Annotated in this window: 22 protein-coding genes; 13 read left to right on the forward strand and 9 right to left on the reverse strand. The window is 71.8% G+C overall.

From position 1 onward, the window contains the following. Positions 1-207 precede the first annotated feature (207 nt). The gene (locus tag AB0903_RS16170) at positions 208-1530 is read right to left on the reverse strand and encodes a DUF3152 domain-containing protein (protein WP_366703159.1); all 1323 of its coding nucleotides are present in this window, start codon (positions 1528-1530) and stop codon (positions 208-210) included. Positions 1531-1538: 8 nt separating this feature from the next. After that, complete coding sequence (locus AB0903_RS16175) at positions 1539-2504, reverse strand: alpha/beta hydrolase (RefSeq protein ID WP_366703161.1); 966 nt, start codon at positions 2502-2504, stop codon at positions 1539-1541. A 166-nt stretch (positions 2505-2670) separates the two neighbouring features. Between AB0903_RS16175 and AB0903_RS16180 the strand changes: the two genes are divergently transcribed. The 4 genes from AB0903_RS16180 (at position 2671) to AB0903_RS16195 (ending at position 4670) form a co-directional block, all read left to right on the forward strand. Further along, positions 2671-2895: a hypothetical protein gene (locus AB0903_RS16180; RefSeq protein ID WP_366703163.1), complete on the forward strand. Its 225-nt coding sequence runs from the start codon at positions 2671-2673 to the stop codon at positions 2893-2895. 244 nt (positions 2896-3139) lie between these two features. Beyond that, on the forward strand, positions 3140-3787 hold the full coding sequence (locus AB0903_RS16185) for a TetR/AcrR family transcriptional regulator (RefSeq protein ID WP_366703165.1): 648 nt from the start codon (positions 3140-3142) through the stop codon (positions 3785-3787). 150 nt (positions 3788-3937) lie between these two features. Further along, positions 3938-4165 (forward strand): DUF3107 domain-containing protein, encoded by a 228-nt coding sequence (locus AB0903_RS16190; RefSeq protein WP_366703167.1) that lies wholly within the window; start codon positions 3938-3940, stop codon positions 4163-4165. 235 nt (positions 4166-4400) lie between these two features. Further along, entirely contained in the window at positions 4401-4670 is a 270-nt protein-coding gene (locus AB0903_RS16195) for a hypothetical protein (protein WP_366703169.1), read from the forward strand. Between the two features lie 309 nt (positions 4671-4979). Here AB0903_RS16195 and AB0903_RS16200 read toward each other — a convergent pair whose 3' ends face one another. Continuing rightward, positions 4980-5714 carry a ferritin-like fold-containing protein gene (locus AB0903_RS16200; RefSeq protein ID WP_366703171.1) on the reverse strand — a complete coding sequence of 245 codons (735 nt, stop codon included), beginning with the start codon at positions 5712-5714 and terminating at the stop codon, positions 4980-4982. Positions 5715-6035: 321 nt separating this feature from the next. On the opposite strand from AB0903_RS16200, the gene AB0903_RS16205 reads away from it, so the two are divergent. Then, the gene (locus AB0903_RS16205; protein WP_366703173.1) at positions 6036-8249 is read left to right on the forward strand and encodes a DEAD/DEAH box helicase; all 2214 of its coding nucleotides are present in this window, start codon (positions 6036-6038) and stop codon (positions 8247-8249) included. A 266-nt stretch (positions 8250-8515) separates the two neighbouring features. Further along, positions 8516-9376: an alpha/beta hydrolase gene (locus AB0903_RS16210; RefSeq protein ID WP_366703175.1), complete on the forward strand. Its 861-nt coding sequence runs from the start codon at positions 8516-8518 to the stop codon at positions 9374-9376. On the opposite strand, the gene AB0903_RS16215 is transcribed toward AB0903_RS16210, so the two are convergent. Then, a complete protein-coding gene (locus AB0903_RS16215; protein WP_366703177.1) occupies positions 9367-10269 on the reverse strand; it encodes an NYN domain-containing protein in 903 nt (300 codons plus the stop codon). The genes AB0903_RS16210 and AB0903_RS16215 overlap by 10 nt on opposite strands. A gap of 178 nt (positions 10270-10447) precedes the next feature. On the opposite strand from AB0903_RS16215, the gene AB0903_RS16220 reads away from it, so the two are divergent. Then, entirely contained in the window at positions 10448-10603 is a 156-nt protein-coding gene (locus AB0903_RS16220; protein WP_366703179.1) for a hypothetical protein, read from the forward strand. Between the two features lie 79 nt (positions 10604-10682). Here AB0903_RS16220 and AB0903_RS16225 read toward each other — a convergent pair whose 3' ends face one another. The 4 genes from AB0903_RS16225 to AB0903_RS16240 form a co-directional block, all read right to left on the reverse strand. After that, on the reverse strand, positions 10683-11288 hold the full coding sequence (locus AB0903_RS16225; RefSeq protein ID WP_366703181.1) for a MarC family protein: 606 nt from the start codon (positions 11286-11288) through the stop codon (positions 10683-10685). A gap of 48 nt (positions 11289-11336) precedes the next feature. Continuing rightward, positions 11337-12200: a PHP domain-containing protein gene (locus tag AB0903_RS16230; RefSeq protein ID WP_366703183.1), complete on the reverse strand. Its 864-nt coding sequence runs from the start codon at positions 12198-12200 to the stop codon at positions 11337-11339. A gap of 110 nt (positions 12201-12310) precedes the next feature. Then, complete coding sequence (locus tag AB0903_RS16235; RefSeq protein ID WP_366703185.1) at positions 12311-12949, reverse strand: DUF6758 family protein; 639 nt, start codon at positions 12947-12949, stop codon at positions 12311-12313. A 325-nt stretch (positions 12950-13274) separates the two neighbouring features. Continuing rightward, positions 13275-13871: a suppressor of fused domain protein gene (locus AB0903_RS16240; protein ID WP_366703187.1), complete on the reverse strand. Its 597-nt coding sequence runs from the start codon at positions 13869-13871 to the stop codon at positions 13275-13277. A gap of 451 nt (positions 13872-14322) precedes the next feature. Between AB0903_RS16240 and AB0903_RS16245 the strand changes: the two genes are divergently transcribed. The 3 genes from AB0903_RS16245 (at position 14323) to AB0903_RS16255 (ending at position 16931) form a co-directional block, all read left to right on the forward strand. Then, positions 14323-15438, forward strand: a complete 1116-nt coding sequence (locus AB0903_RS16245; protein ID WP_366703189.1) for a magnesium and cobalt transport protein CorA — start codon at positions 14323-14325, stop codon at positions 15436-15438. Positions 15439-15475: 37 nt separating this feature from the next. Continuing rightward, positions 15476-15988, forward strand: a complete 513-nt coding sequence (locus tag AB0903_RS16250; protein ID WP_366703191.1) for a hypothetical protein — start codon at positions 15476-15478, stop codon at positions 15986-15988. Positions 15989-16643: 655 nt separating this feature from the next. After that, on the forward strand, positions 16644-16931 hold the full coding sequence (locus tag AB0903_RS16255) for a hypothetical protein (protein ID WP_366703193.1): 288 nt from the start codon (positions 16644-16646) through the stop codon (positions 16929-16931). A gap of 27 nt (positions 16932-16958) precedes the next feature. On the opposite strand, the gene AB0903_RS16260 is transcribed toward AB0903_RS16255, so the two are convergent. Beyond that, positions 16959-17747 (reverse strand): hypothetical protein, encoded by a 789-nt coding sequence (locus AB0903_RS16260; protein ID WP_366703195.1) that lies wholly within the window; start codon positions 17745-17747, stop codon positions 16959-16961. Positions 17748-17917: 170 nt separating this feature from the next. On the opposite strand from AB0903_RS16260, the gene AB0903_RS16265 reads away from it, so the two are divergent. From AB0903_RS16265 to AB0903_RS16275, 3 genes are all read left to right on the forward strand, one after another. Further along, positions 17918-19180: a CBS domain-containing protein gene (locus tag AB0903_RS16265; protein WP_366703197.1), complete on the forward strand. Its 1263-nt coding sequence runs from the start codon at positions 17918-17920 to the stop codon at positions 19178-19180. After that, entirely contained in the window at positions 19173-19766 is a 594-nt protein-coding gene (locus AB0903_RS16270) for a DUF1003 domain-containing protein (RefSeq protein WP_366703199.1), read from the forward strand. Before AB0903_RS16265 ends, AB0903_RS16270 begins: the two co-directional genes overlap by 8 nt. A 42-nt stretch (positions 19767-19808) precedes the next feature. After that, positions 19809-20625: P-loop NTPase (locus AB0903_RS16275; protein ID WP_366703201.1), on the forward strand; the 817-nt coding region annotated here is incomplete at its 3' end.

The following is a 20625-nucleotide window of genomic DNA, read 5'->3' on the forward strand; positions in this document are numbered from 1 at the left end:
TAGTCTGGTGGGGCCGTCTCCTTGTGTTCTGTCGAAACACCATGTTAACCGAGCTTTCGGTGTCGTCGGGGGGCGGGTCCTGCGTGTTCCCCCCCCCGCCACCGGAAGGGGTGAATGCACGTAACTTTCGCACCCGGGTGGCGTTCTGCCGCGCTACGGTGCCACTCACTCACGGAGCGTGATGCGCGGGCCAGGCCCGCGCCGCCCTCACGCGCCGGGGTACACCCAGGGGTTCGCACGGCATTTGACGCCGTTGATCTCCAGCGTCTTGGTCTGCTGCTGCATCACGGGCGCAAGCGCACCGGGGGTGCTGCAGTTGACGTGGTTGTGTCCGAGCCGGTGGCCGATCTCGTGGTTGATGAGCATCTGCCGGTAGGCCAGCATCGCGTCGTCGCCGTACGTCTCGGCACCCTGCGCCCACCGGAAGGCGTTGATCATGATCCGCTCGGTCGAGGCGGAGTCGCAGGAGACGTTGTCGACGGTGGTGTCGAGCCCGGACTTCGCGCACCAGACCGCGGTGGTCCCGGGGCTGGCCAGTGTGATGACGAACTCGGGCCGGCCCGAGGAGATCCGCTCGAAGGTCATCGCCCCGCCGTGCGCCCAGCTGCGGTCGTCGTTCAGCGTCTCCTGGACCGCCCTGGCGAAGAGCCCGGCGTCCATGTCGAGCCCCTTCTCGACGTCCACGCGGTAGCGGATCTTGCGACCCTTGCCGGGCGCCTGGTCGAAGCCGGGCACGGCCGCGAAGTCGCCGGAGGCCGTCAGCTCGGGGTCGATCGGGAACTGCCGCGCCATCAACTGCCGGTAGCTCGGGGCCACGGCGGGAGGCTCGGCGGCCTGGGGCGGCGTGGGCCTGCCCTCCGAGCGGCCGGTGCGGTCTTCCACGGGGCGCTCGCCGGTGGACCGGCCGCCGATCGTGTCCGACCGGTCGGCCGCGACCTGCCCGGCGACGACGACGGCGAGCACGGTGGTCACCGCGGCGGCGGCGATGCCGGTGAACGCACGGCCTTTGGCACCCCTGACCGGCGACTCCCCGCCCGACGGTTCTCCACCCCGCGTCCCGTCCTCCCGGGGGAGCGCGTCCGACGCACTGTCGTCCGCGCTTTCGGGGGGCCGCCCGTGGCCCGTGTCCCAGTCGGTCCGGGAGGCGTACGGATCGGCCGAGTACGGATCGGGGCGCGGTGCGCGGGCGGGCGACGCCTGGTCGAAGGCTTCGAGGTACTCCCGTCGCGGGCCCGGCACCCGCTGCCCGGTCGTCGTGCCCGTCTGCGGACGCTCCGGACGCCGTCCGGTCTGCGTCCAGTCACCCCAGCCTCCTCCGGCCTCGCGGTGCTCCGGGTGGCCGCTGCGGGCCTGCGGCGTCCCGTACCCGGGCGTGCGCGGTGCGGGCAGGGGGCCGCTCTCCGCTCGCGCCGGGCGCCCGCGCCGGCCGCCGCCGGGTACAGCGGCCTCGGCCTCCCGTTCAGCGGGGGCCGGTCCGCTGTCCGTGCGCGCGCCCTTGGGTGCGGGGCCCTTGCGGCTGTGTCGTCCCACGCCCCGGATCAGCTCCTACCGCAGTCGTCGAGCAGCTCCCGGACGGCCTGGGCGACCGCTTCCGGGTACTCCATCATCGCAACATGCCCGGCATCCGGGAGCGTCAGCAGCCGGGAGCCCCGGAACGCCACTGCCGCCTTGCGCGCCATACGGTACGAGACGAGCTGGTCCTTGCGCCCGTAGACGAGCAGTGTCGGGGCGAGCACCCGCTCCGCCTGCCGCCACAGCCCCTGCTGCCCGCTGAGCGTGTACGCGTCCACGATCCCCCTCGCCGACCTGGCCGTCGCGTCCCAGAAGTACGGCAGACGCATACGCCGCTCCATCTCCTCGACAGCATGGCGCAGGGCCTCGTCCGTCACCCGTGAGGGGTCTCCATAACAGAGCGCCACCACCCCCCGGGTGCGCTGCTCCGATGTCCAGTCCTTGGTCATCCGGGCGAAGAGTCCGGCGACGCCCGGCAGCGCGAGCAGCGCGGTCGGCACCGCGGCGCGCTGCACGCGCAGCTCCGGCAGGGCGGGAGAGACCAGCGTCAGGGTGCGCACGAGGTCGGGCCTGACGGCTGCGACCCGGGTGCAGACGGCGCCGCCCAGGGAGTTGCCCAGCAGATGGGCCGGGCCTCGTCCACCGGCGTCGAGGAGACGGATCACGGCCCTGGCATGGCCGGTGACCGAGTAGTTGCCGTCGTCGGGCGGCGGGGAGTCCCCGAAGCCCGGCAGGTCGAGCGCCTCCCCGTCCACGACCCCCTCGAGCCGCGCCATCAGCGCCGACCAGTTCTGCGAGGAGCCACCCAGCCCGTGCACGTACAGCGCGGGCGGAAGCCCGGTACGAGCCGGGGGCCGCGAACGCACCGTCAGGGTGAGTCCGGGCAGGGCGACGGAGCGCAGCTCCTCCCCCTCCGCGACGCGCACGGTCGCGACCTCGGGAGCCGCCGCGGCACTGAGGGCGCGGGCTCCCGGCAGCTCGGTCGAAGACATGGGGCAATGTTACGAGACGATCACGCGGCGCCCCGTGTGTTCGGCGTCACACATTCCCGACGTCGAGCGGGGCACCCGGATGCACAAGGGAACCACCACGTAGCGCCATGAATCAGCACCTCCTAGGCTCGTAGAAAAGGGCGCTCTCCACCGAAAGCGGTGCCGCATGTCAGTCGACCCGACCGATCCCGAGACCTTCCAGGAAGACGAAGACCAGAACACCGGAACGCGCGACGAGGAAGTCCCCGAGGCGGATGCCGCCGAGCAGCACACCGACGTGCGCACCGAGCGCGACGACCCGGTGGACCGCGTCGACCCGGCCACCGCCAACGAGGCGGACATCGTCGAACAGACCCGCGTGGTCAAACTGGACGAGGACGACTACCGGTGACCTGCCGCCCGTTGCCCCGATATGTCCAGGGTCGATTCACGAACCGGCAGCTTCCGAGACTGTCCGGTCCGTGAAATCCTGCGTCCGCGCGACGCACAGCCGAGTTACCCAAAAGTACGATGGCGGGGCGCGGCGCGCAGCGCACGCGGGAGACCGCGACGGTCCAGGCAAATGCTTGTTCAGGCAGGCACCTGTTCAAACTGTGCTCGTTCGAACTGTGCTTGTTCTTACCTTGGGAGGCGGCGTGACAGCCATCGAGCAGACAGAGGCGGCGCGCCCGCGGGGCACGCGCCTGCCACGCCGAGCCCGCAGAAACCAGCTCCTGGGTGCCGCCCAGGAGGTCTTCGTGGCCCAGGGCTACCACTCCGCGGCGATGGACGACATCGCCGAGCGGGCCGGGGTCAGCAAGCCCGTCCTCTACCAGCACTTCCCCGGGAAGCTCGAGCTCTACCTGGCGCTGCTGGACCAGCACTGCGAGTCACTGCTCCAGGCCGTCCGCGGTGCGCTGGCCTCGACGACGGACAACAAGCTCCGCGTCGCGGCCACGATGGACGCCTACTTCGCGTACGTCGAGGACGAGGGCGGCGCCTTCCGGCTGGTCTTCGAGTCGGATCTGACCAACGAACCCGCCGTACGCGAGCGCGTCGACCGGGTGTCGCTGCAGTGCGCGGAGGCCATCTCCGACGTGATCGCGGAGGACACGGGCCTGTCCAAGGACGAGTCGATGCTGCTGGCGGTGGGCCTCGGCGGGGTTTCGCAGGTGGTGGCCAGGTACTGGCTCTCCAGCGGTTCCAGCATCCCGCGCGACACCGCGGTGCAACTGCTCACCTCGCTGGCCTGGCGCGGCATCGCCGGCTTCCCGCTGCACGGCAGCGAGCAGCAGCAGCACTGAGACCGGCCGTGCGCCGGCGGCTCGGTCGCGGAGGCTGTTCGCTCCTGGCGTTTCCCGGCGGGTCCTGCCCCGTCCCGACTCCGGGCTAATGTGTGCTGCGTACGGCGCGGCTGACCGCGCAACGCACTGACCGTTCGGAGGGACATAGCCGTGGAGGTCAAGATCGGCGTGCAGCACGCGCCCCGGGAGATCGTTCTGGAGAGCGGGCAGTCCGCCGAGGAGGTCGAGCGCGCGGTGGGCGATGCGCTCGCCGGCAAGGCGCAACTGCTCAGCCTCACGGACGAGAAGGGCCGCAGGGTCCTGGTGCCGTCCGACCGGCTCGCCTACGTCGAGATCGGTGAGACGACGGCGCGGCGCGTGGGGTTCGGCGCACTGTAGCCACAGCGGCCGCGCGCCGGGTACAGCCCGGACAGGCGCGTGAAGCACGGGAAGAGGGCCCGGCGGGACGACGACCCTGTTGGTTGACCAACAGCGTCGGACGACCGCCGGGCCCTCTTCCGCTGCTCCGCACTGCTCAGAACCGCTGCCGGAAGGGTTGCGCTCCGTGCACGCCGGGTAATACACGGGCTACGACCGATCGTGCCCGTGTCCGGCGTCCGCGAGGTGATCAGCAGTGCTCTTGGAATCGCTCGGTTCAGTCCTGCTCGGGCTCGCCCTCTCCTGGGCGGCGGTCCGGCACCTCGCCGATCGTCTCCCCTCCCGCAGGGCGGTCTTCACCACCGGCACGCTGGGCGCGCTCTTCGGTGCCTATGTGACGCATGTGGCACTGGGGCCCGGGCACTCGCTGGCGACCCTGCTGGGTGCCGTGGCCATCGGGTCGGTCCTGCTCTCGCTGCTGATCCGCCCGTCCACGCGCCCACTGCAACGCGCGTTCCCTTTCTGAGCCCGCACGACGACCGCCCACCTCACCGGAGGGCGGAGCTGCCCCGTACCACCGCCACCGGAACGGCCCCGCCGTCCGGGAGCACGGAGGCCCCCGTGACGACGCCCCGGCCGGAGGCCGCCGCGGGGCCCGGGTCCGGGGCGCCGCAGAAGGAGCCGGAAGGGCACCGGTCCGGGCCGCCCGAGGACCCGGAAGGACCCGGCCCGACCACACCGTCGCCCGCAAGCCCCAGGGAACGCGGGGCCCGGACACCGCGCGGGAAACGCTCGTGACGCTCTTCCGGCGCGGGCCGTTCCGCTCTTCGCTCTGCTACGCCGCCAGGCCCAGCGCGGCCATGCGCTTGGTGTGCGCCCTGGTGATCCGGGAGAACATCTCGCCGACCGCAGCCAGGTCGAAACCGTCGGCCACACCGCCCACGAGCATTGTGGACAGCGCGTCGCGCTCGGCAACCACCCGCTGCGCCTGGGACAGCGCCTCGCCCATCAGCCGCCGCGCCCACAGTGCGAGCCGGCCACCGACCCGGGGGTCCGCCTCGATGGCGGCTCGGACCTTCTCCACCGCGAAGTTCCCGTGACCGGTGTCGTCGAGCACCGCGAGCACCAGGGCGCGGGTGTCGCTGTCCAGGCGGGCGGCCACCTCGCGGTAGAAGTCGCTGGCGATCGAGTCGCCGACGTACGCCTTGACCAGGCCCTCCAGCCAGTCGGACGGTGCGGTCTGCCGGTGGAAGTCGTCCAGGGCCTTTGCGAACGGTTCCATCGCGGCCGTCGGCTCCACATCGATGGCCGACAGCCGGTCCCGCAGCCGCTCGAAGTGGTGGAACTCCGCGGACGCCATCTTCGCCAGCTCCGCCTTGTCGGCCAGCGACGGCGCCAGCTTGGCGTCCTCCGCGAGCCGCTCGAATGCCGCCAGCTCGCCGTACGCGAGCGCGCCGAGCAGGTCCACGACGGCGGCACGGTACTGCGGTTCCGCGGCGGCCGCAGCCCAGTCCTGGGCGGCGATACCGGTGTGTCCGGTGGATTCAGTGGCGTTGTCAGGCGTCTCCATGAACGGCACAATAGCCCGCCCGCCGCACGGAGGAAGGGCCTGGTCAGCCATGCCCGGAACACGGTTCTCATGAATTCACCCAACACACATGCGCGAATCCGGGGTACAGTGGTATTGCGCCTGCTGAGCGTCGGAGTATTCCCACGCCTTCAGTAGGCCGTCTGATGAATGAGGATGCCCGGTCGGTGCCACGATCGGCTCCGACCCGACCGCCCTCCCGGCGGATCGTTCGCGCACTTGCGTACGACCGCAGACGAGGGGCCCCCTCAGCGGTACGAGCGCTCGAGCGATGGCAGTGGTCCTGCACCGTCCGGCCGACCCATGGCCGGTCAGACACCGGGTGCGGTACGACCCCCGCGTTCGCCTCGCGCCGCGTCTCACAGAAGAGGCAGCACCCTGACTACGCAGACTTTCCGGGATCTCGGGATCCTGTCCGAGACCGTCGAAGCCCTCGAGGCCGTCGGCATCGTGTCCCCCTTCCCCATCCAGGAGATGACGCTTCCCGTCGCGCTCTCCGGCTCCGACGTCATCGGCCAGGCCAAGACCGGCACCGGCAAGACCCTCGGTTTCGGCCTGCCGCTGCTGGAGCGCGTCACCGTCCCCGCGGACGTCGAGGCGGGCCGGGCGAAGCCCGAGCAGCTGACCGACGCCCCCCAGGCCCTGGTGGTCGTCCCCACCCGCGAGCTGTGCACCCAGGTCACCAACGACCTGCTCACCGCCGGCAAGGTCCGTAACGTCCGCGTGCTCGCCATCTACGGCGGCCGGGCCTACGAGCCTCAGGTGGAGGCCCTCAAGAAGGGCGTCGACGTCATCGTCGGCACGCCCGGGCGCCTGCTGGACCTGGCCGGCCAGAAGAAGCTGAACCTGTCCCACGTGCGTGCGCTCGTCCTCGACGAGGCCGACGAGATGCTCGACCTGGGCTTCCTGCCCGACGTCGAGAGGATCATCCAGCAGCTGCCGGCCAAGCGCCAGACCATGCTGTTCTCGGCGACCATGCCGGGCGCGGTCATCGGCCTCGCCCGCCGCTACATGTCGCAGCCCACCCACATCAGCGCCACCGCGCCGGACGACGAGGGCGCGACCGTCGCGAACACCACCCAGCGTGTGTACCGCGCGCACTCCATGGACAAGCCGGAGCTGGTCTCCCGCATCCTGCAGGCCGAGAGCCGCGGACTCGCGATGATCTTCTGCCGCACCAAGCGCACCGCCGCGGACATCGCCGACCAGCTCGCCCGGCGCGGCTTCGCCTCCGGCGCGGTCCACGGCGACCTGGGCCAGGGCGCCCGCGAGCAGGCGCTGCGGGCCTTCCGCAACGGCAAGGTGGACGTGCTCGTGTGCACGGACGTCGCCGCGCGCGGTATCGACGTCGAGGGCGTCACCCACGTCATCAACTACCAGTCGCCCGAGGACGAGAAGACCTACCTCCACCGCATCGGCCGCACCGGCCGCGCGGGCGCGAAGGGCACCGCGGTCACGCTGGTCGACTGGGACGACATCCCGCGCTGGCAGCTGATCAACAAGGCGCTCGACCTCAAGTTCCCCGACCCGGTCGAGACGTACTCCACGTCCCCGCACCTGTTCGAGGAGCTGGGCATCCCGACCGGCACCAAGGGTGTCCTGCCGCGTGCCGAGCGGACCCGCGCGGGTCTCGCGGCGGAAGAGGTCGAGGACCTGGGCGAGACGGGCGGCCGCGGTCGCCGGTCCGCCTCGGCGGCGCCGGCCGCCGTCGAGGAGCGTCCGGCCCGTACGCCGCGCCAGCGCCGCCGCACGCGCGGCGGAGAGACGGTCGTGCCGGAGCAGGCCGACGGCGACACTGCGGAGACCGAAGCGCGCACGCCGCGCCGCCGACGTCGCACCCGTGTGACCGCGCAGGCGTCGCCGGAGGCGACGACCACCGTGGAGACCGCCGGCGCCGCGACCGTCGCCGTCCAGACCGAGGCCGTCGAAACGACCGAGGCCGCGACGGTGGCCCAGCCTCGTCGCCGGCGCACGCGCGGCGCGGCAGCCGCCGTCGCCGAGGCCGATCCGGTCGTCGGGATCGCGGAGTCGGCCGTCGCGACGGAGCCGGAGCCTGCGGCGAAGCCTCGCCGCCGGAGCCGCGCGGCAGTCGCCACCGACACGGCGGAGGCCGTCGAGGCCGAGACGAAGCCGCGCCGCACCCGGACGCGCAAGGCCGCCGAGGCCGTCGAGACCGCCGAGACCGCCGACGCCACCGCGACCAAGCCCCGTCGCCGGACCCGCGCGGCCGCTGCCACGGACACCGCCGAGGTGGCCGAGGGGGAGATCGAGACCAAGCCGCGCCGCACCCGGGCCGCCAAAGCCGTCGACACGACTGAGGGCGCGACCGAGACCAAGCCCCGTCGCCGGACCCGCGCGGCCGCTGCCGCCGACACGGCGGAGGCCGTCGAGGCCGACACGAAGCCGCGCCGCACCCGGACACGCAAGGCCGCCGAGACGGCCGAGGGCACGCCGGAGCCGGAGGCCAAGCCGCGTCGGACGCGTACGCGCAAGGCCGTGGCACAGTCGGAGAGCTGACACCCGCACCGCGGTGCCGGCCCGGCCCCCTTCGCGGGGGCCGGGCCGTTTCGTGCTCCCCCTCCGCGCCCTCCGCTGTCGGTGCAGGCGGCCCCCGACACGCGCACGGGCCTTTGGACGCCGCCGGGCCACCCCCGGTGCGGGGCACGACCACGCGGGCATCACCGGACGGGTGCGCCCCACAGGCCACGCCCGACACGGCCGACCCGCGGGTATCACCGGGCGGTACGTACCGAAGGGCACGGGCCCGCGTTAGCCTCATGCGCATGAGTCGGCCTCCCACCTTCGTCCCGCCCCCCTGCGCCGTCTCCCGCGCGCTGTCGACGTCGCGCGGCGAGTTCGCCGTCCTCGACGCGCGGCCGACGGCGCGAGAGAACCGCGGCACCGCGCTGCTGCTGCCCGGGTACACGGGCAGCAAAGAGGACTTCATCGCGCTGCTCGAGCCGCTGGCCGCCGCCGGCTACCGCGTGGTCGCTGTCGACGGCCGCGGGCAGTACGAGACCGACGGCCCGGCAGATCAGGCCGCCTACGCACAGGACGGGTTGGCCGGGGACGTCCTGGCCCAGGCGGCCGCGCTCGGCGACGGCGGGCCGCTGCACCTCGTGGGGCATTCGCTCGGGGGCCAGATCGCCCGGGCAGCCGTAATCCTGGACGCCTCCCCCTTCGCGACGCTGACGCTGATGTCCTCGGGGCCCGCGGAGATCAGTCCGGCCCAGCAGCAGCGGGTGAAGCTGCTGAGCGACGCGCTCACGGTGATGTCGATGGAGCAGGTGTGGCAGGCGATCCTGTCCTTCGACGCTCCGGAGGACGCGGCGGGGGAGGCCACCGAGGGCCGTGAGGACCTGCGGCGGCGGTGGCTGCGCCACAATCCGGCCCAACTCCTGGCCACCGGCCGTCAGCTGACGACGGAACCGGACCGGGTCGCGGAACTCGCCGCCGTACGACCGCTGCCCAAGCATGTGCTGTCGGGCGAGCGTGACGACACCTGGCCCGTGCCGCTGCTGGACGACATGGCCCGGCGCCTGGACGCGCACCGGACGGTGGTCCGGGGTGCGGAGCACTCGCCGAACACGGACCGCCCCTCGGAGACGGCCACCGCACTCGCAGGCTTCTGGGCTCAGTACTGACCTTGGAGGTGCTGCCAGAAGCCGTCCCGCAGCGCCCGGCGGAGCACCGCGTATCCGCGCAGTGAGCGCTGGAGCCGCCGTTCGGCCTCGACGAGCAGATCCTGGTCGACGGGACCGGGCAGGTAGGGGTGGCCGGGCAGCAGTTCCGCCATCTCGGCGCGCCCTCGCTCCCCCAGCCATGTCGCCGCGATCTGCGCGCCGACGAAGCGCACCTCGTCGCGCGAGGGCGGCGGGGTGCCCTCGTTCTCGTAGGTCGTGACGGGCCTTCGCGTGATGTAGGGGCGGCAGAAGTCGAGGTCGAAGGTGCGCTGGCTGTCGACCTCCCACAGCAGCGGCTCCGCCTGGTTGCGGCCCTCCGCGGCCTCGATGCCCCAGAGGTGGACCCGTGCGCCGTAACCCTGGGCGGCCTCGACCGCGGAGACGAGGTCCTCGTCGCCGCCGACGAGCGCAGCGTCGCTGATGGCACGGTGTCTGGCGAGGGACTCCAGGTCGGAGCGGATGAGGGAGTCGACGCCCTTCTGCTGGTTGTTGGCGTTCAGGTTGCCGAGCCGCACCTTGACGTCGGGAAGCTCGGCGACGGACTGCTGCTCGGGGGTGTGGATGCGGCGCCTCGCGCCGTCGTACCAGTACACCCGCAGCAGGCGGCTGTCGGCGAAGATCGTGCGGGCCTTGTCGATGAACGCCTCGATCAGACCTTCCGCGTCCAGGTCGAAGGAGCGGCGGTCCTCGGTGCCCGCCACCAGCAATCCGGCCGCAGCGTAGACGTAACCGGCGTCGACGAAAATTGCGTGTGTGGAGGGGGTCTTCGCGACCTCGGCGAGCATCCGCTGCAGGAGCTCATTGGTGCGCTCCAGGCGGGTCGCGATGTCGCTGATCCCTGTGTCGTCGTTCATACGCGGTTCATTGTCCGTGCCGGAACCACTACCCGCCAGTATTTAGGCACTCGAAAAATTTCCTTAGCGTAGGGAATGTTTGTAGGGAGCATCCCGTTGTAGACGTAGGTACCAGAACGGGGGACACCCGTCTGCCACTCAGTTCTCCTGCAGGAGGATCACGACGAAGGGAGAAGCCTTGCGCTTCGAGATCATGCGACTGGACGACGTCAACGGCACCGCCGTGGACAGTACGGTCGTGGATGCCGCCTCCGTCAACCGGATCGTGCAGCAGGCCGCGTACGCCGGCCAGCGCATCTACATCCGCCCCGCCGACGCCACCGCTGCTTCATAACGCCTGCGAAGTCTCCGGCGCGTGACGCCCCCGTACGGACGTTCCGTACGGGGGTGTGTTGCGTCGTGGCGGCGGGCGGTCACGCGCCCTGGATCACCTGGGTGACGCCGTTGATGATCTGCTGCACGGCGATCGCGGAGAGCATCATGCCCGCGAGCCGGGTGACCAGGACCACCCCGCCGTCCTTGATCACGCGGATGATCACCAGCGAGTAGCGCATCGTGAGCCACAGCACGGCGTGCATGGCGACGATCGCCGCCCACACCGAGACCTGTTCCCCCGCTCCGTCGGCGTGCTGCACGGCGAGGATCACGGAGACGATGGCACCGGGCCCGGCCAGCAGCGGCATGCCCAGCGGCACCAGCGCCACGTTGACGTCCTTGGTCTGCTGGGGCTCGTCGGTCTTGCCCGTGAGCAGATCGAGGGCGATCAGCAGCAGGAGCAGCCCGCCGGCGATCATCAGCGCGGGCACGGAGACATGCAGGTAGTCGAGGATCTGCTGACCGAGGATGCCGAAGACGGTGATCACACCGAAGGCGACGGCCACGGCCTGCCAGGCCATCCGCCGCTGCACCTTGGTGGCGCGGCCGGAGGTCAGGGCGAGAAAGATCGGCGTGATCCCGGGGGGATCCATGATGACGAAAAGAGTCAGGAAGAGAGAGCCGAAAACGGCAGCGTCGAACACAGTGGGGACCTTGCGGGGAGAGGATCGTACGAGGTGGACGGGCGAGTGCTACGGACGGGCTCCGCCCGTGCCCGGCACCGGGAACGCGCCGGTGGCGCGGCGGGTGATCTCGCCGTAGATCTCCGGGTCGGTGGTGTACTCGCCGAGCCGGCAGGTCTTGCGGCTGCCGTGGTAGTCGCTCGAACCGGTCGTCAGCAGTCCGAGGTCCGCGGCGAGGCCCCGCAGCCGGGCGCGCGTCGGCCCGTCGTGGTCCATGTGGTCGACCTCGATGCCGTCGAGGCCGCAGGCGGCGAGCTCGGCGATGGCCGCCTCCGGCACCACCCTGCCGCGTTTCACGGCCAGCGGATGGGCGAAGACGGTGACCCCGCCGGCGGCCTTGACCAGGCGGACGGCGGTGAAGGGATCGAGCTCGTGCTTCTCGACGTACGCCCGGCCGCCGTCGGCCAGCCACTGCCGGGTGAAGGCGTCGGAGACGGAGGGCACCACGCCCAGTTCGACGAGGGCCTCGGCGATGTGGGGCCGGCCGACGGAGCCGTCACCGGCGATACGGGCGACCCGCTCCCACTCGACGGGCACGCCGAGCGCCCGGAGCCTGCCGACCATCGCCCGGGCGCGCGGCACCCGGTCGTCGCGCACGAGCTCGCGCTCCCGCAGCAGCTCCGGCTCCTCCGCGTCGAACAGGTACGCGAGCATGTGCACGCCCACGCCGTCGAGCCGGCAGGAGAGTTCGGCGCCCGTGACGAGAGTCACGCCTTCCGGGAGGGCGGCGGCCGCCTCCGCGTGGCCCCGGGTGGTGTCGTGGTCGGTGAGCGCGACGACGTCCAGACCGGCCGCGGCCGCGTTCCGTACGAGTTCCGCCGGTGTGTCCGTGCCGTCCGAAGCCGTGGAGTGGGTGTGCAGATCGATGCGCACGACGCGTGACTCCGGGGCTCGGGGCGGACAGGGGACACCCCAGGATAACCGCCGCGGGGGCGCCTTCGGCCGCCCGCCGACGGCGGCGGGGGGCGGCACGGCCGCCTCCGCTACAACAGCAGCCGCGGCGACAGCGCCCCGCACGGCAGCAGTTCGACCTCCGCCCCCGCGTCCCGCAGGTCGGTGAGGACGAGCTCGTCGTACATCAGCAGCCCGGACTGCTCCGGCCAGACGACGGCCCACAGCCACAGCCCGCGCGCCTCGCCCGCGAACACCGCGCGGTCGTCGGGCGAGCCGCTGACGTGCCACAGCGGGGTGGGCCGGCCGGCGGCGAGGACCTTGGCCTGCGGCGGCTTGGCGACCTCGATGTGCGAGCCCGGGTCGGGTCCGTCGATCCCCGCGTAGCGCGATCCGAGGCCGACGCCCAGCTCTTCGGCGACCAGTACCAGCTCGCCGATGCCGCCGAGCGGCCCCGGGCCCGAACACACCACCGCCGTGGCACGGCCGCCGCTGCGGTCGTCGCCCGCGTAGGCGACGCCCGTGAACAGCCAGCCGACCGGCAGCGGCCAGGGCATCCACACGGGGACCTGAGCGCGGTGCACCACGACACCGAGGGCCTCGACACTGGGCGGGATCACCGGCTGGAGAGGGTGCACAGCACCGTGCACACCGCACTGCCAGGAATCGGCGAAGAGACCGGGCGCCCTCACCCGGCCACCGCACTTCGGGCAACTGGGTTCGCCCCTCATAAGGCCCAACGGTCCTCCCCGGCCGTCGCCGCGTCAAGGACGATCACCCGTCCGGAGCGCGCCTCGGACGCGGAAATGTAGATGCGTACTGCATCCTTCCGGGGCGCCCATGTGGGGTGCCCGGGAGCTGAAGCGGCGTCACGCGCCCGCGGCACCGCCGCGGCACCGCCGCGGCACCGCCGCGGCACCGCCGCGGCACCGCCGGCCGACGAGGCCGGACCGCAGTCGGTCCCGCCGCCGCGGCGTCCGACCGCCGGAGCCGGACCGGGTCGGTCCACCCGGCATCGGACCGCCCGCATCCGGTGCAGCCGGATTCCGCCCGGACTCAGTCCAGCGGTACGGACCTGCGCAGCGGATCGCGGAGATCCGTGCCGTGCGTCAGCCAGCGCTCCTGAAGCTCCGCCGCGCCGTGCACCCGCTTCCACGCCGCCTCGTTCGACGTCATGGGCAGCAGCGGCAGGAAGCGCACCGGGTCCACGGGCTCGTCCAGTACGAGATCCTCGACCAGACCGCCCGGCTCGGCGACCAGCACCGAGCTGAAGGGCGCCGAAGGCCACAGCGCCTCCCCCACGTCGAGCGAGGCGCCCGGCGCCACGATCACGCCCTCGACCTGTGGCGAGGCGGCCAGCACGGCAAGGGGGCGCAGCACCTTGTCGGTGTCCGCGAGCCCGGCCCTCACGGTGAGCACGAGTTCGGCACGGGGCCCCTTCACGGGGTCGGCGAGAGTCGCGGTGGGGTCGGTCATCGGGTGGGCGGACATGCCGAGAGTGGCGTACCGCACGATGTCCTTGTCGCCGTCCCGGCCCTGGAAGCGCAGAACCTCGATACGGTCGGTACCGAGGAACGTCACCGCGGCGCGTGCGTCCGGTTCGCCAAGTGCGCTGCGCAGCCGGGCGTCGACGAGAGCGAGAACATCTTCCATGTGGCGAGCATAGGACGCGTAAGGAACGGGCAAACACAGGGATTGACCCGTAGTCGGCTGATAGTCTTGGCCGCTGGTCGGGACGGCACACAGAAGTGTTGCCTTCGAGTCCTGACGACACGTCGTCCCTCATGGGGGACCGGCCGGAGGAGGTGGGGCTGCGGTGGATCGAAGTCGATCGTGCAGTACCAGCAGCTCTTCCGCACGGCACCCTTCCTCTCGCCGGTCCTGACCCGACGAGCCGGATCCGGTGAGCTGAGGACTTCTCCCGCACGGGGCCCTACGGCGTTTCGCATGACGGAAGAGCGCGAGCACTTCGTTTTTGCCTGTCTGTAGCGAACGCCGTCACCGCGCCCCCGCGGTGCCGCCCGCTTTGCGGACGTATGCCTCACGTCCCCATTCCGGGCTGTGCCACGCCACCGCCGACGGCCTCTCCGTGAAGGAGCCAGCCATGTCGATGATCCGTGACCTGCGCGCAGCGGTCCGCCCCTCGCTGCGCAAGAGCAGCACCCCTTACAGCGGTTACGACACGACCCGTGACCCCTCGGCGTCCAGCGCGGTCGTCGACTGCGCCGTCTACCGCGACGGCCGTCGCCTCGAGAGCACCGCCTGTCTCACCCCGCACGAGGCGATGCTCCGGGTGCGCGAGGGCGGCGGCTTCGCCTGGATCGGCCTGCACGAGCCGACGGAGGCGGAATTCGCGGGCATCGCCGCCGAGTTCGGGCTGCACCCGCTGGCGGTCGAGGACGCGGTCCACGCCCACCAGCGGCCGAAGCTGGAGCGGTACGACGACACGCTGTTCACCGTCTTCAAGACGATCCACTACGTGGAGCACGCCGAGCTGACGGCGACCAGTGAGGTCGTGGAGACCGGCGAGGTGATGTGCTTCACCGGACGGGACTTCGTCATCACGGTGCGGCACGGCGGCAAGGGTTCGCTCCGTGCGCTGCGGCACGGCCTGCAGAAGGACGCCGAACTACTCGCCAAGGGCCCCTCGGCGGTGCTGCACGCCATCGCGGACCACGTCGTCGACGGCTACATCGCGGTCGCGGAGGCCGTACAGGACGACATCGACGAGGTGGAGATCGAGGTCTTCTCCGCACCCGCCAAGGGCAGCACGCGCGGCGGCGACGCCGGGAGGATCTACCAACTCAAGCGCGAGGTACTGGAGTTCAAGCGGGCCGTCTCCCCGCTGCTGCGGCCGATGCAGCTGCTGAGCGAGCGGCCGATGCGGCTCGTGGACCCCGACATCCAGAAGTACTTCCGCGACGTCGCCGACCACCTGGCCCGGGTACAGGAGGAGGTCATCGGCTTCGACGAGCTGCTGAACTCCATCCTCCAGGCCAACCTGGCCCAGGCGACGGTCGCCCAGAACGAGGACATGCGCAAGATCACCTCCTGGGCGGCGATCATCGCCGTGCCCACGGCGGTCTGCGGCATCTACGGCATGAACTTCGAGCACATGCCCGAACTCAAGTGGAAGTACGGCTACCCCCTGGTGCTCACCGGGATCGCCGCGGTCTGTTTCGCGATCCACCGCACCCTCAAGCGCAACGGCTGGCTGTAGGGGCCGACGGCGGGAAGCCGGTCGATAGGCTGCGCGCATGACATCGCATCTGCTCGACCGGGCGCTCGTCGAGGAGGCCACCAAGAAGTCGGGCCTCGTCTGGGTCCGTGGCGAAGGCCCCGTGCGCGCCCTGTGGCACGTGTGGCACGACGGCGCCGCGCACATCGTCGGCGACGGCCCCGGTGAACAGCCGCTGCCGGGTCTCGCCGACGGCGGGGACGCGGAGGTCACGGTCCGGAGCAAGGACAAGGGCGGCCGGCTGGTGGTCTGGTCGGCGCGTGTGACGGAGCTGGCTCCGCGTTCCGAGGAGTGGCAGGCCGCCGTCGCCGAGCTGAAGGGCAAGCGGCTGAACGCTCCGGACGCCGAGCAGATGCCCGAGCGCTGGGCGCGCGAGTGCCGCGTGCTGCGGCTCGAGCTCCGGGAGGTGACCACCGAGCTGCCCGACGGCTCCCTGGCGGCCGCACCGCTGCCGACCACCGCGACGACCCGGCGTCCCGCACCCGCGGCCCTGCCGAGACTGTTGCTGAAGCGGCGCAAGCGGCACGGCTGACCCGGTCGGCCGAGTCACGGCTCCGGCCCGCGGCCTTCAGCCCCGCCCTCGGCCCCAGCCCGTCGGGTCGGCCGCCGCCTCGCGCGGGGTCCGCGACCACCGGCAGCCCCCGCGGGCCCGTCGCCACGGGCCGGGAGCCCGCACGCCGCCGCCCGCGGTCCGCTCGCCGCAGGCGGGGCGCGGAGCCTCGCCGCAGCCCGCCGCCGCGCACCCGGCACCCCGGGCGGTCGCCCGCCCGTCGCCGAGCAGACGTTCGCCGCAGGTCAGGACCCGCAGGCCGCCACCTGCGGTCCGTTCGCCCCATGGCGGCACCGCGGAGTGTGGCCCCAGGCCGTCGCCGCGATGCACGACCACCGGCAGCCACCGCGGGCAGGAGCCCGTGGCCACAGGCGGGCGCCCGTCCAGCGCCGCACGCCGCAGGCGGCGATGTCCGGGCGCCCGTCCAGCGCCGCACGCCGCAGGCGGCGCCGTGCGCCTGGCGTCGCCGCCCGTCCGTCGACCGTCCGGCGCCGGAAAGCCGGAACCGCAGGCCGGAACCGCAGGCCGCCGCCTGCGGACCGTTCGGACGCAGGCCGGCGCCGTGCAAGGATTCCTCCGCGCGGTGACGATGGAAGCGCAAAGCCTCCCGGCCGCCGGACAACCTACGGAGGGCACCATGGTGACGCTCCACATCGAGCACGCGATCACCGACATGGAGACATGGAAGTCCGCGTTCGACGGGTTCGCCGACTTCCGCCGCCGGAGCGGCGTCCGCGGCTACCGCATCCAGCAGCCCGTCGACAATCCGAAATACGTCGTCGTGGATCTGGACTTCGACACGGCCGGGGAGGCCGAGAAGTTCCGCGACGCTCTGATCGCGAACGTCTGGCCGTCGCGGGAGAAGGCACCCGCGCTGATCGGTACACCGGAGACGAAGGTCCTCGACGTCGTCGAGGAGGGATGATCCTTAGCCCGGGGGTGGCCCCTTCGCTCAGCCGTCGGTGTCCGAACCCGAGTCGGACGTCGTGGGGAGCTGCTTGCCGTAGTCGACCGTCTCGCCCTCCGCGGGCTCGGCCAGCGGGAAGTCCCTGTCCCAGTCCGCCAGCGTGAGCACTCCCGCGCCTCCCGCCCGCTTGAACTGCAACGGATACGGCTTGCCTTCCAGCGACACGTCGAGGACACCGCCCCGGCCGCCCTCGCCCGCCTTCACCGTGATGGTGCGCACCCCGCCGACGCGGGTCCGGTCGCCCTTGCTGAACTCGCCCTGCATGCCCAGCAGCCCGTCGAGCAGCACGTCCATGTCGGTGAAGCCGCGGAACTGCTTGTAGGAGGGGTCGCCCGTCGGCACCTTCACGTATTTGTCGGCCAGTTTCTTCGCCGCGTCGAGGTCCGACTTGGCGGGCTCCTTGCCCCCGTCGCCGTCCGCGTGGCTCCAGAAACCGGCGTCGGCCTTCAGGAAGAGGTTGTCGCCGATCCTCAGCAGTTCGAAGGCGTTCTCCTCCGACGTGAGGGAGCCGGTGCCGCCGTCCTGCTTGAGCCGCATGTTCAGCTTGTAGGTGCCGCCCTTGCTGACCAGCGTGCCCGACAGGCGTACGGAGGTGGCGGTGTCGGCCGCCGCCCGCGCCTTGGACTCGATCTCCTCTGCCGAGAGTTTCCCGATCCCGTTGGTCCCCGCGTCCGGATCTTCCGCACACGCCGTGAGCACCACGGCCAGTCCGGCACAGAGCACCGCCGAGAGCGCGGCCCGGCGCGTTCGGCCGGCCGGAGGGAGGGGAGTCACGAGCGCTCTGCCTCTCATCGTGGGGGGATGGCAGACCGCAGCGTACCCGTGTGGAGTGCACCGTTACGCAGGCAGCCGTACGGACGTCAGCCGGGAGCGGCCCGGATCGGTACCGGCTAGCCTGAACCCGTCGAAAGCCAGTGTTTCCGGGCATGGGAGAGGGGGCGAGCATGGCGGCAGGCGCTCCTCGGATCTTCGTCTCGCACCTCGCGGGCGTGCCCGTGTTCGACCCCAACGGCGACCAGGTGGGCCGGGTACGGGATCTGGTGGCGATGCTGCGGGTGGGGCGGCGTCCGCCGCGGCTCCTCGGCCTGGTGGTCGAGGTCATCAGCCGCCGCCGGATCTTCCTCCCGATGACCCGGGTGACCGGCATCGAGTCGGGGCAGGTCATCACGACCGGTGTGCTCAATGTGCGCCGCTTCGAGCAGCGGCCGACCGAGCGGCTGGTGCTCGGCGAGCTGCTCGACCGGCGGGTCCGCCTGGTGGAGAGCGGCGAGGAGGTGACCGTTCTCGATGTGGCGATCCAGCAGCTGCCCGCCCGCCGCGACTGGGAGATCGACAAGGTCTTCGTACGCAAGGGCAAGGGCGGGGCGCTGCGCCGCAAGGGAGAGACGCTGACCCTGGAGTGGTCCGCCGTCACCGGCTTCTCGCTCGAGGAGCACGGCCAGGGTGCCGAGAGCCTGCTCGCCACCTTCGAACAGCTTCGGCCCGCCGACCTCGCCAATGTGCTGCACCATCTCTCGCCGAAGCGGCGTGCCGAGGTGGCCGCCGCCCTCGACGACGACCGGCTCGCCGATGTGCTGGAGGAGCTCCCGGACGACGACCAGGTGGAGATCCTGGGCAAGCTCAAGGAGGAGCGGGCCGCCGACGTTCTGGAGGCCATGGACCCGGACGACGCCGCCGACCTGCTGTCGGAGCTGCCGGAGGAGGACAAGGAGCGGCTGCTGGCCCTGATGCGGCCGGACGACGCGGCGGACGTGCGCCGGCTGCTGTCGTACGAGGAGCGCACGGCGGGCGGGCTGATGACGACCGAACCGATCGTGCTGCGCCCCGACTCGACGGTGGCCGACGCGCTGGCGCGGGTGCGCCAGGAGGATCTCTCCCCCGCCCTCGCCGCGCAGGTGTACGTGTGCCGGCCGCCCGACGAGACACCGACCGGCAAGTACCTGGGCACGGTGCACTTCCAGCGGCTGCTGCGCGACCCGCCGTTCGCCCTGGTCGGCTCGATCGTGGACAGCGATCTGCCGCCGCTGCCGCCGGCCGCACCGTTGCGGTCCGTCACCCAGCACCTCGCCGCGTACAACATGGTGGCGGCGCCCGTCGTGGACGAGAGCGGGTCGCTGCTCGGGGTCGTGACCGTCGACGACGTACTGGACCACCTGCTGCCGGACGACTGGCGCGAGACCGAGTTCGAGGATCCCGCCCATGGTTAGCGGACGGGACCCCGGGCTGCCCGACCGGAGCGAGCGGGACCGCATGCCGGCCGGGGCGAGTGCCGCCTCGCGGACCCGGGTGCGGCTCGACATGCCGCGCCCGCCGCGCCGCAGCCTGCTGCCCGAGTACGACCCGGAGGCGTTCGGACGGTTCTCGGAGCAGATCGCCCGGTTCCTGGGGACGGGACGGTTCCTCGTCTGGATGACCATGACGATCATCACGTGGGTGGGCTGGAACGTCACCGCGCCCCCGGGCCTGCGTTTCGACGAGTATCCGTTCATCTTCCTGACCTTCGCGCTGTCGCTCCAGGCTTCGTACGCGGCGCCGCTGATCCTCCTGGCGCAGAACCGGCAGGACGACCGGGACCGGGTCAATCTGGAGCAGGACCGCAAGCAGAACGAGCGGTCGATCGCGGACACGGAGTATCTGACCCGGGAGATCGCGGCGCTCCGGATGGGCCTCGGCGAGGTGGCCACCCGGGACTGGATCCGCTCGGAGCTGCAGGAGCTGGTGCGGGAGCTGGAGGAGCGTCGGGTCCCCGTCGCGTACGAGCAGTCCGGCCGGAGTGACGAAGACGACCGCTGACGGGCTTTCCGGAGGCGGGAGGCAGCGCCGTACCATTCCCGTATGGCTACGGAAGACGCGGTGCTTGAGGCACTGGCGACGGTGAACGACCCCGAGATCAACCGACCGATCACCGAACTGGGCATGGTCAAGTCGGTCGACATCGGGGACGGCGGAACGGTCGCCGTCACGGTGTACCTCACCGTCTCCGGCTGTCCCATGCGAGAGACCATCACCAGGAACGTGTCGGAGGCGGTCTCGCGCGTCGAGGGCGTCTCCCGCGTCGACGTCACGCTGGACGTGATGAGCGACGAGCAGCGCAAGGACCTCGCCGCGTCGCTGCGGGGCACCACGGCGGAGCGCGAGGTGCCGTTCGCCAAGCCGGGTTCGCTGACGCGGGTCTACGCGGTGGCGTCAGGCAAGGGCGGTGTCGGCAAGTCGTCGGTGACCGTGAACCTGGCGGCGGCCATGGCGGCCGACGGCCTCAAGGTCGGTGTCGTCGACGCGGACATCTACGGTCACAGCGTGCCGCGCATGCTGGGCGCGGACGGCCGTCCCACCCAGGTCGAGAACATGATCATGCCGCCGTCCGCGAACGGCGTGAAGGTGATCTCCATCGGCATGTTCACCCCGGGCAACGCGCCCGTGGTGTGGCGCGGGCCGATGCTCCACCGCGCGCTTCAGCAGTTCCTCGCCGACGTGTACTGGGGCGACCTGGACGTCCTGCTGCTCGACCTCCCACCGGGCACGGGTGACATCGCGATCTCCGTCGCCCAGCTCGTCCCGAACGCGGAGATCCTCGTCGTCACCACCCCGCAGCAGGCCGCGGCCGAGGTCGCGGAGCGTGCCGGGTCCATCGCGGTGCAGACGCACCAGAAGA

Origin of the sequence: Streptomyces sp. NPDC048389 (assembly GCF_040706335.1) — a bacterium.
Lineage (GTDB): Bacteria > Actinomycetota > Actinomycetes > Streptomycetales > Streptomycetaceae > Streptomyces.

Bases quoted from the DNA above. Each gene is read 5' to 3' on its own strand.
- AB0903_RS16175 (WP_366703161.1), bottom strand. From the start codon at position 2,504: ATGTCTTCGACCGAGCTGCCGGGAGCCCGCGCCCTCAGTGCCGCGGCG.
- AB0903_RS16180 (WP_366703163.1), top strand. From the start codon at position 2,671: ATGTCAGTCGACCCGACCGATCCCGAGACCTTCCAGGAAGACGAAGAC.
- AB0903_RS16200 (WP_366703171.1), bottom strand. From the start codon at position 5,714: ATGGAGACGCCTGACAACGCCACTGAATCCACCGGACACACCGGTATC.
- AB0903_RS16205 (WP_366703173.1), top strand. From the start codon at position 6,036: ATGGCCGGTCAGACACCGGGTGCGGTACGACCCCCGCGTTCGCCTCGC.
- AB0903_RS16210 (WP_366703175.1), top strand. From the start codon at position 8,516: ATGAGTCGGCCTCCCACCTTCGTCCCGCCCCCCTGCGCCGTCTCCCGC.
- AB0903_RS16215 (WP_366703177.1), bottom strand. From the start codon at position 10,269: ATGAACGACGACACAGGGATCAGCGACATCGCGACCCGCCTGGAGCGC.
- AB0903_RS16235 (WP_366703185.1), bottom strand. From the start codon at position 12,949: ATGAGGGGCGAACCCAGTTGCCCGAAGTGCGGTGGCCGGGTGAGGGCG.
- AB0903_RS16240 (WP_366703187.1), bottom strand. From the start codon at position 13,871: ATGGAAGATGTTCTCGCTCTCGTCGACGCCCGGCTGCGCAGCGCACTT.
- AB0903_RS16245 (WP_366703189.1), top strand. From the start codon at position 14,323: ATGTCGATGATCCGTGACCTGCGCGCAGCGGTCCGCCCCTCGCTGCGC.
- AB0903_RS16250 (WP_366703191.1), top strand. From the start codon at position 15,476: ATGACATCGCATCTGCTCGACCGGGCGCTCGTCGAGGAGGCCACCAAG.
- AB0903_RS16255 (WP_366703193.1), top strand. From the start codon at position 16,644: ATGGTGACGCTCCACATCGAGCACGCGATCACCGACATGGAGACATGG.
- AB0903_RS16265 (WP_366703197.1), top strand. From the start codon at position 17,918: ATGGCGGCAGGCGCTCCTCGGATCTTCGTCTCGCACCTCGCGGGCGTG.
- AB0903_RS16270 (WP_366703199.1), top strand. From the start codon at position 19,173: ATGGTTAGCGGACGGGACCCCGGGCTGCCCGACCGGAGCGAGCGGGAC.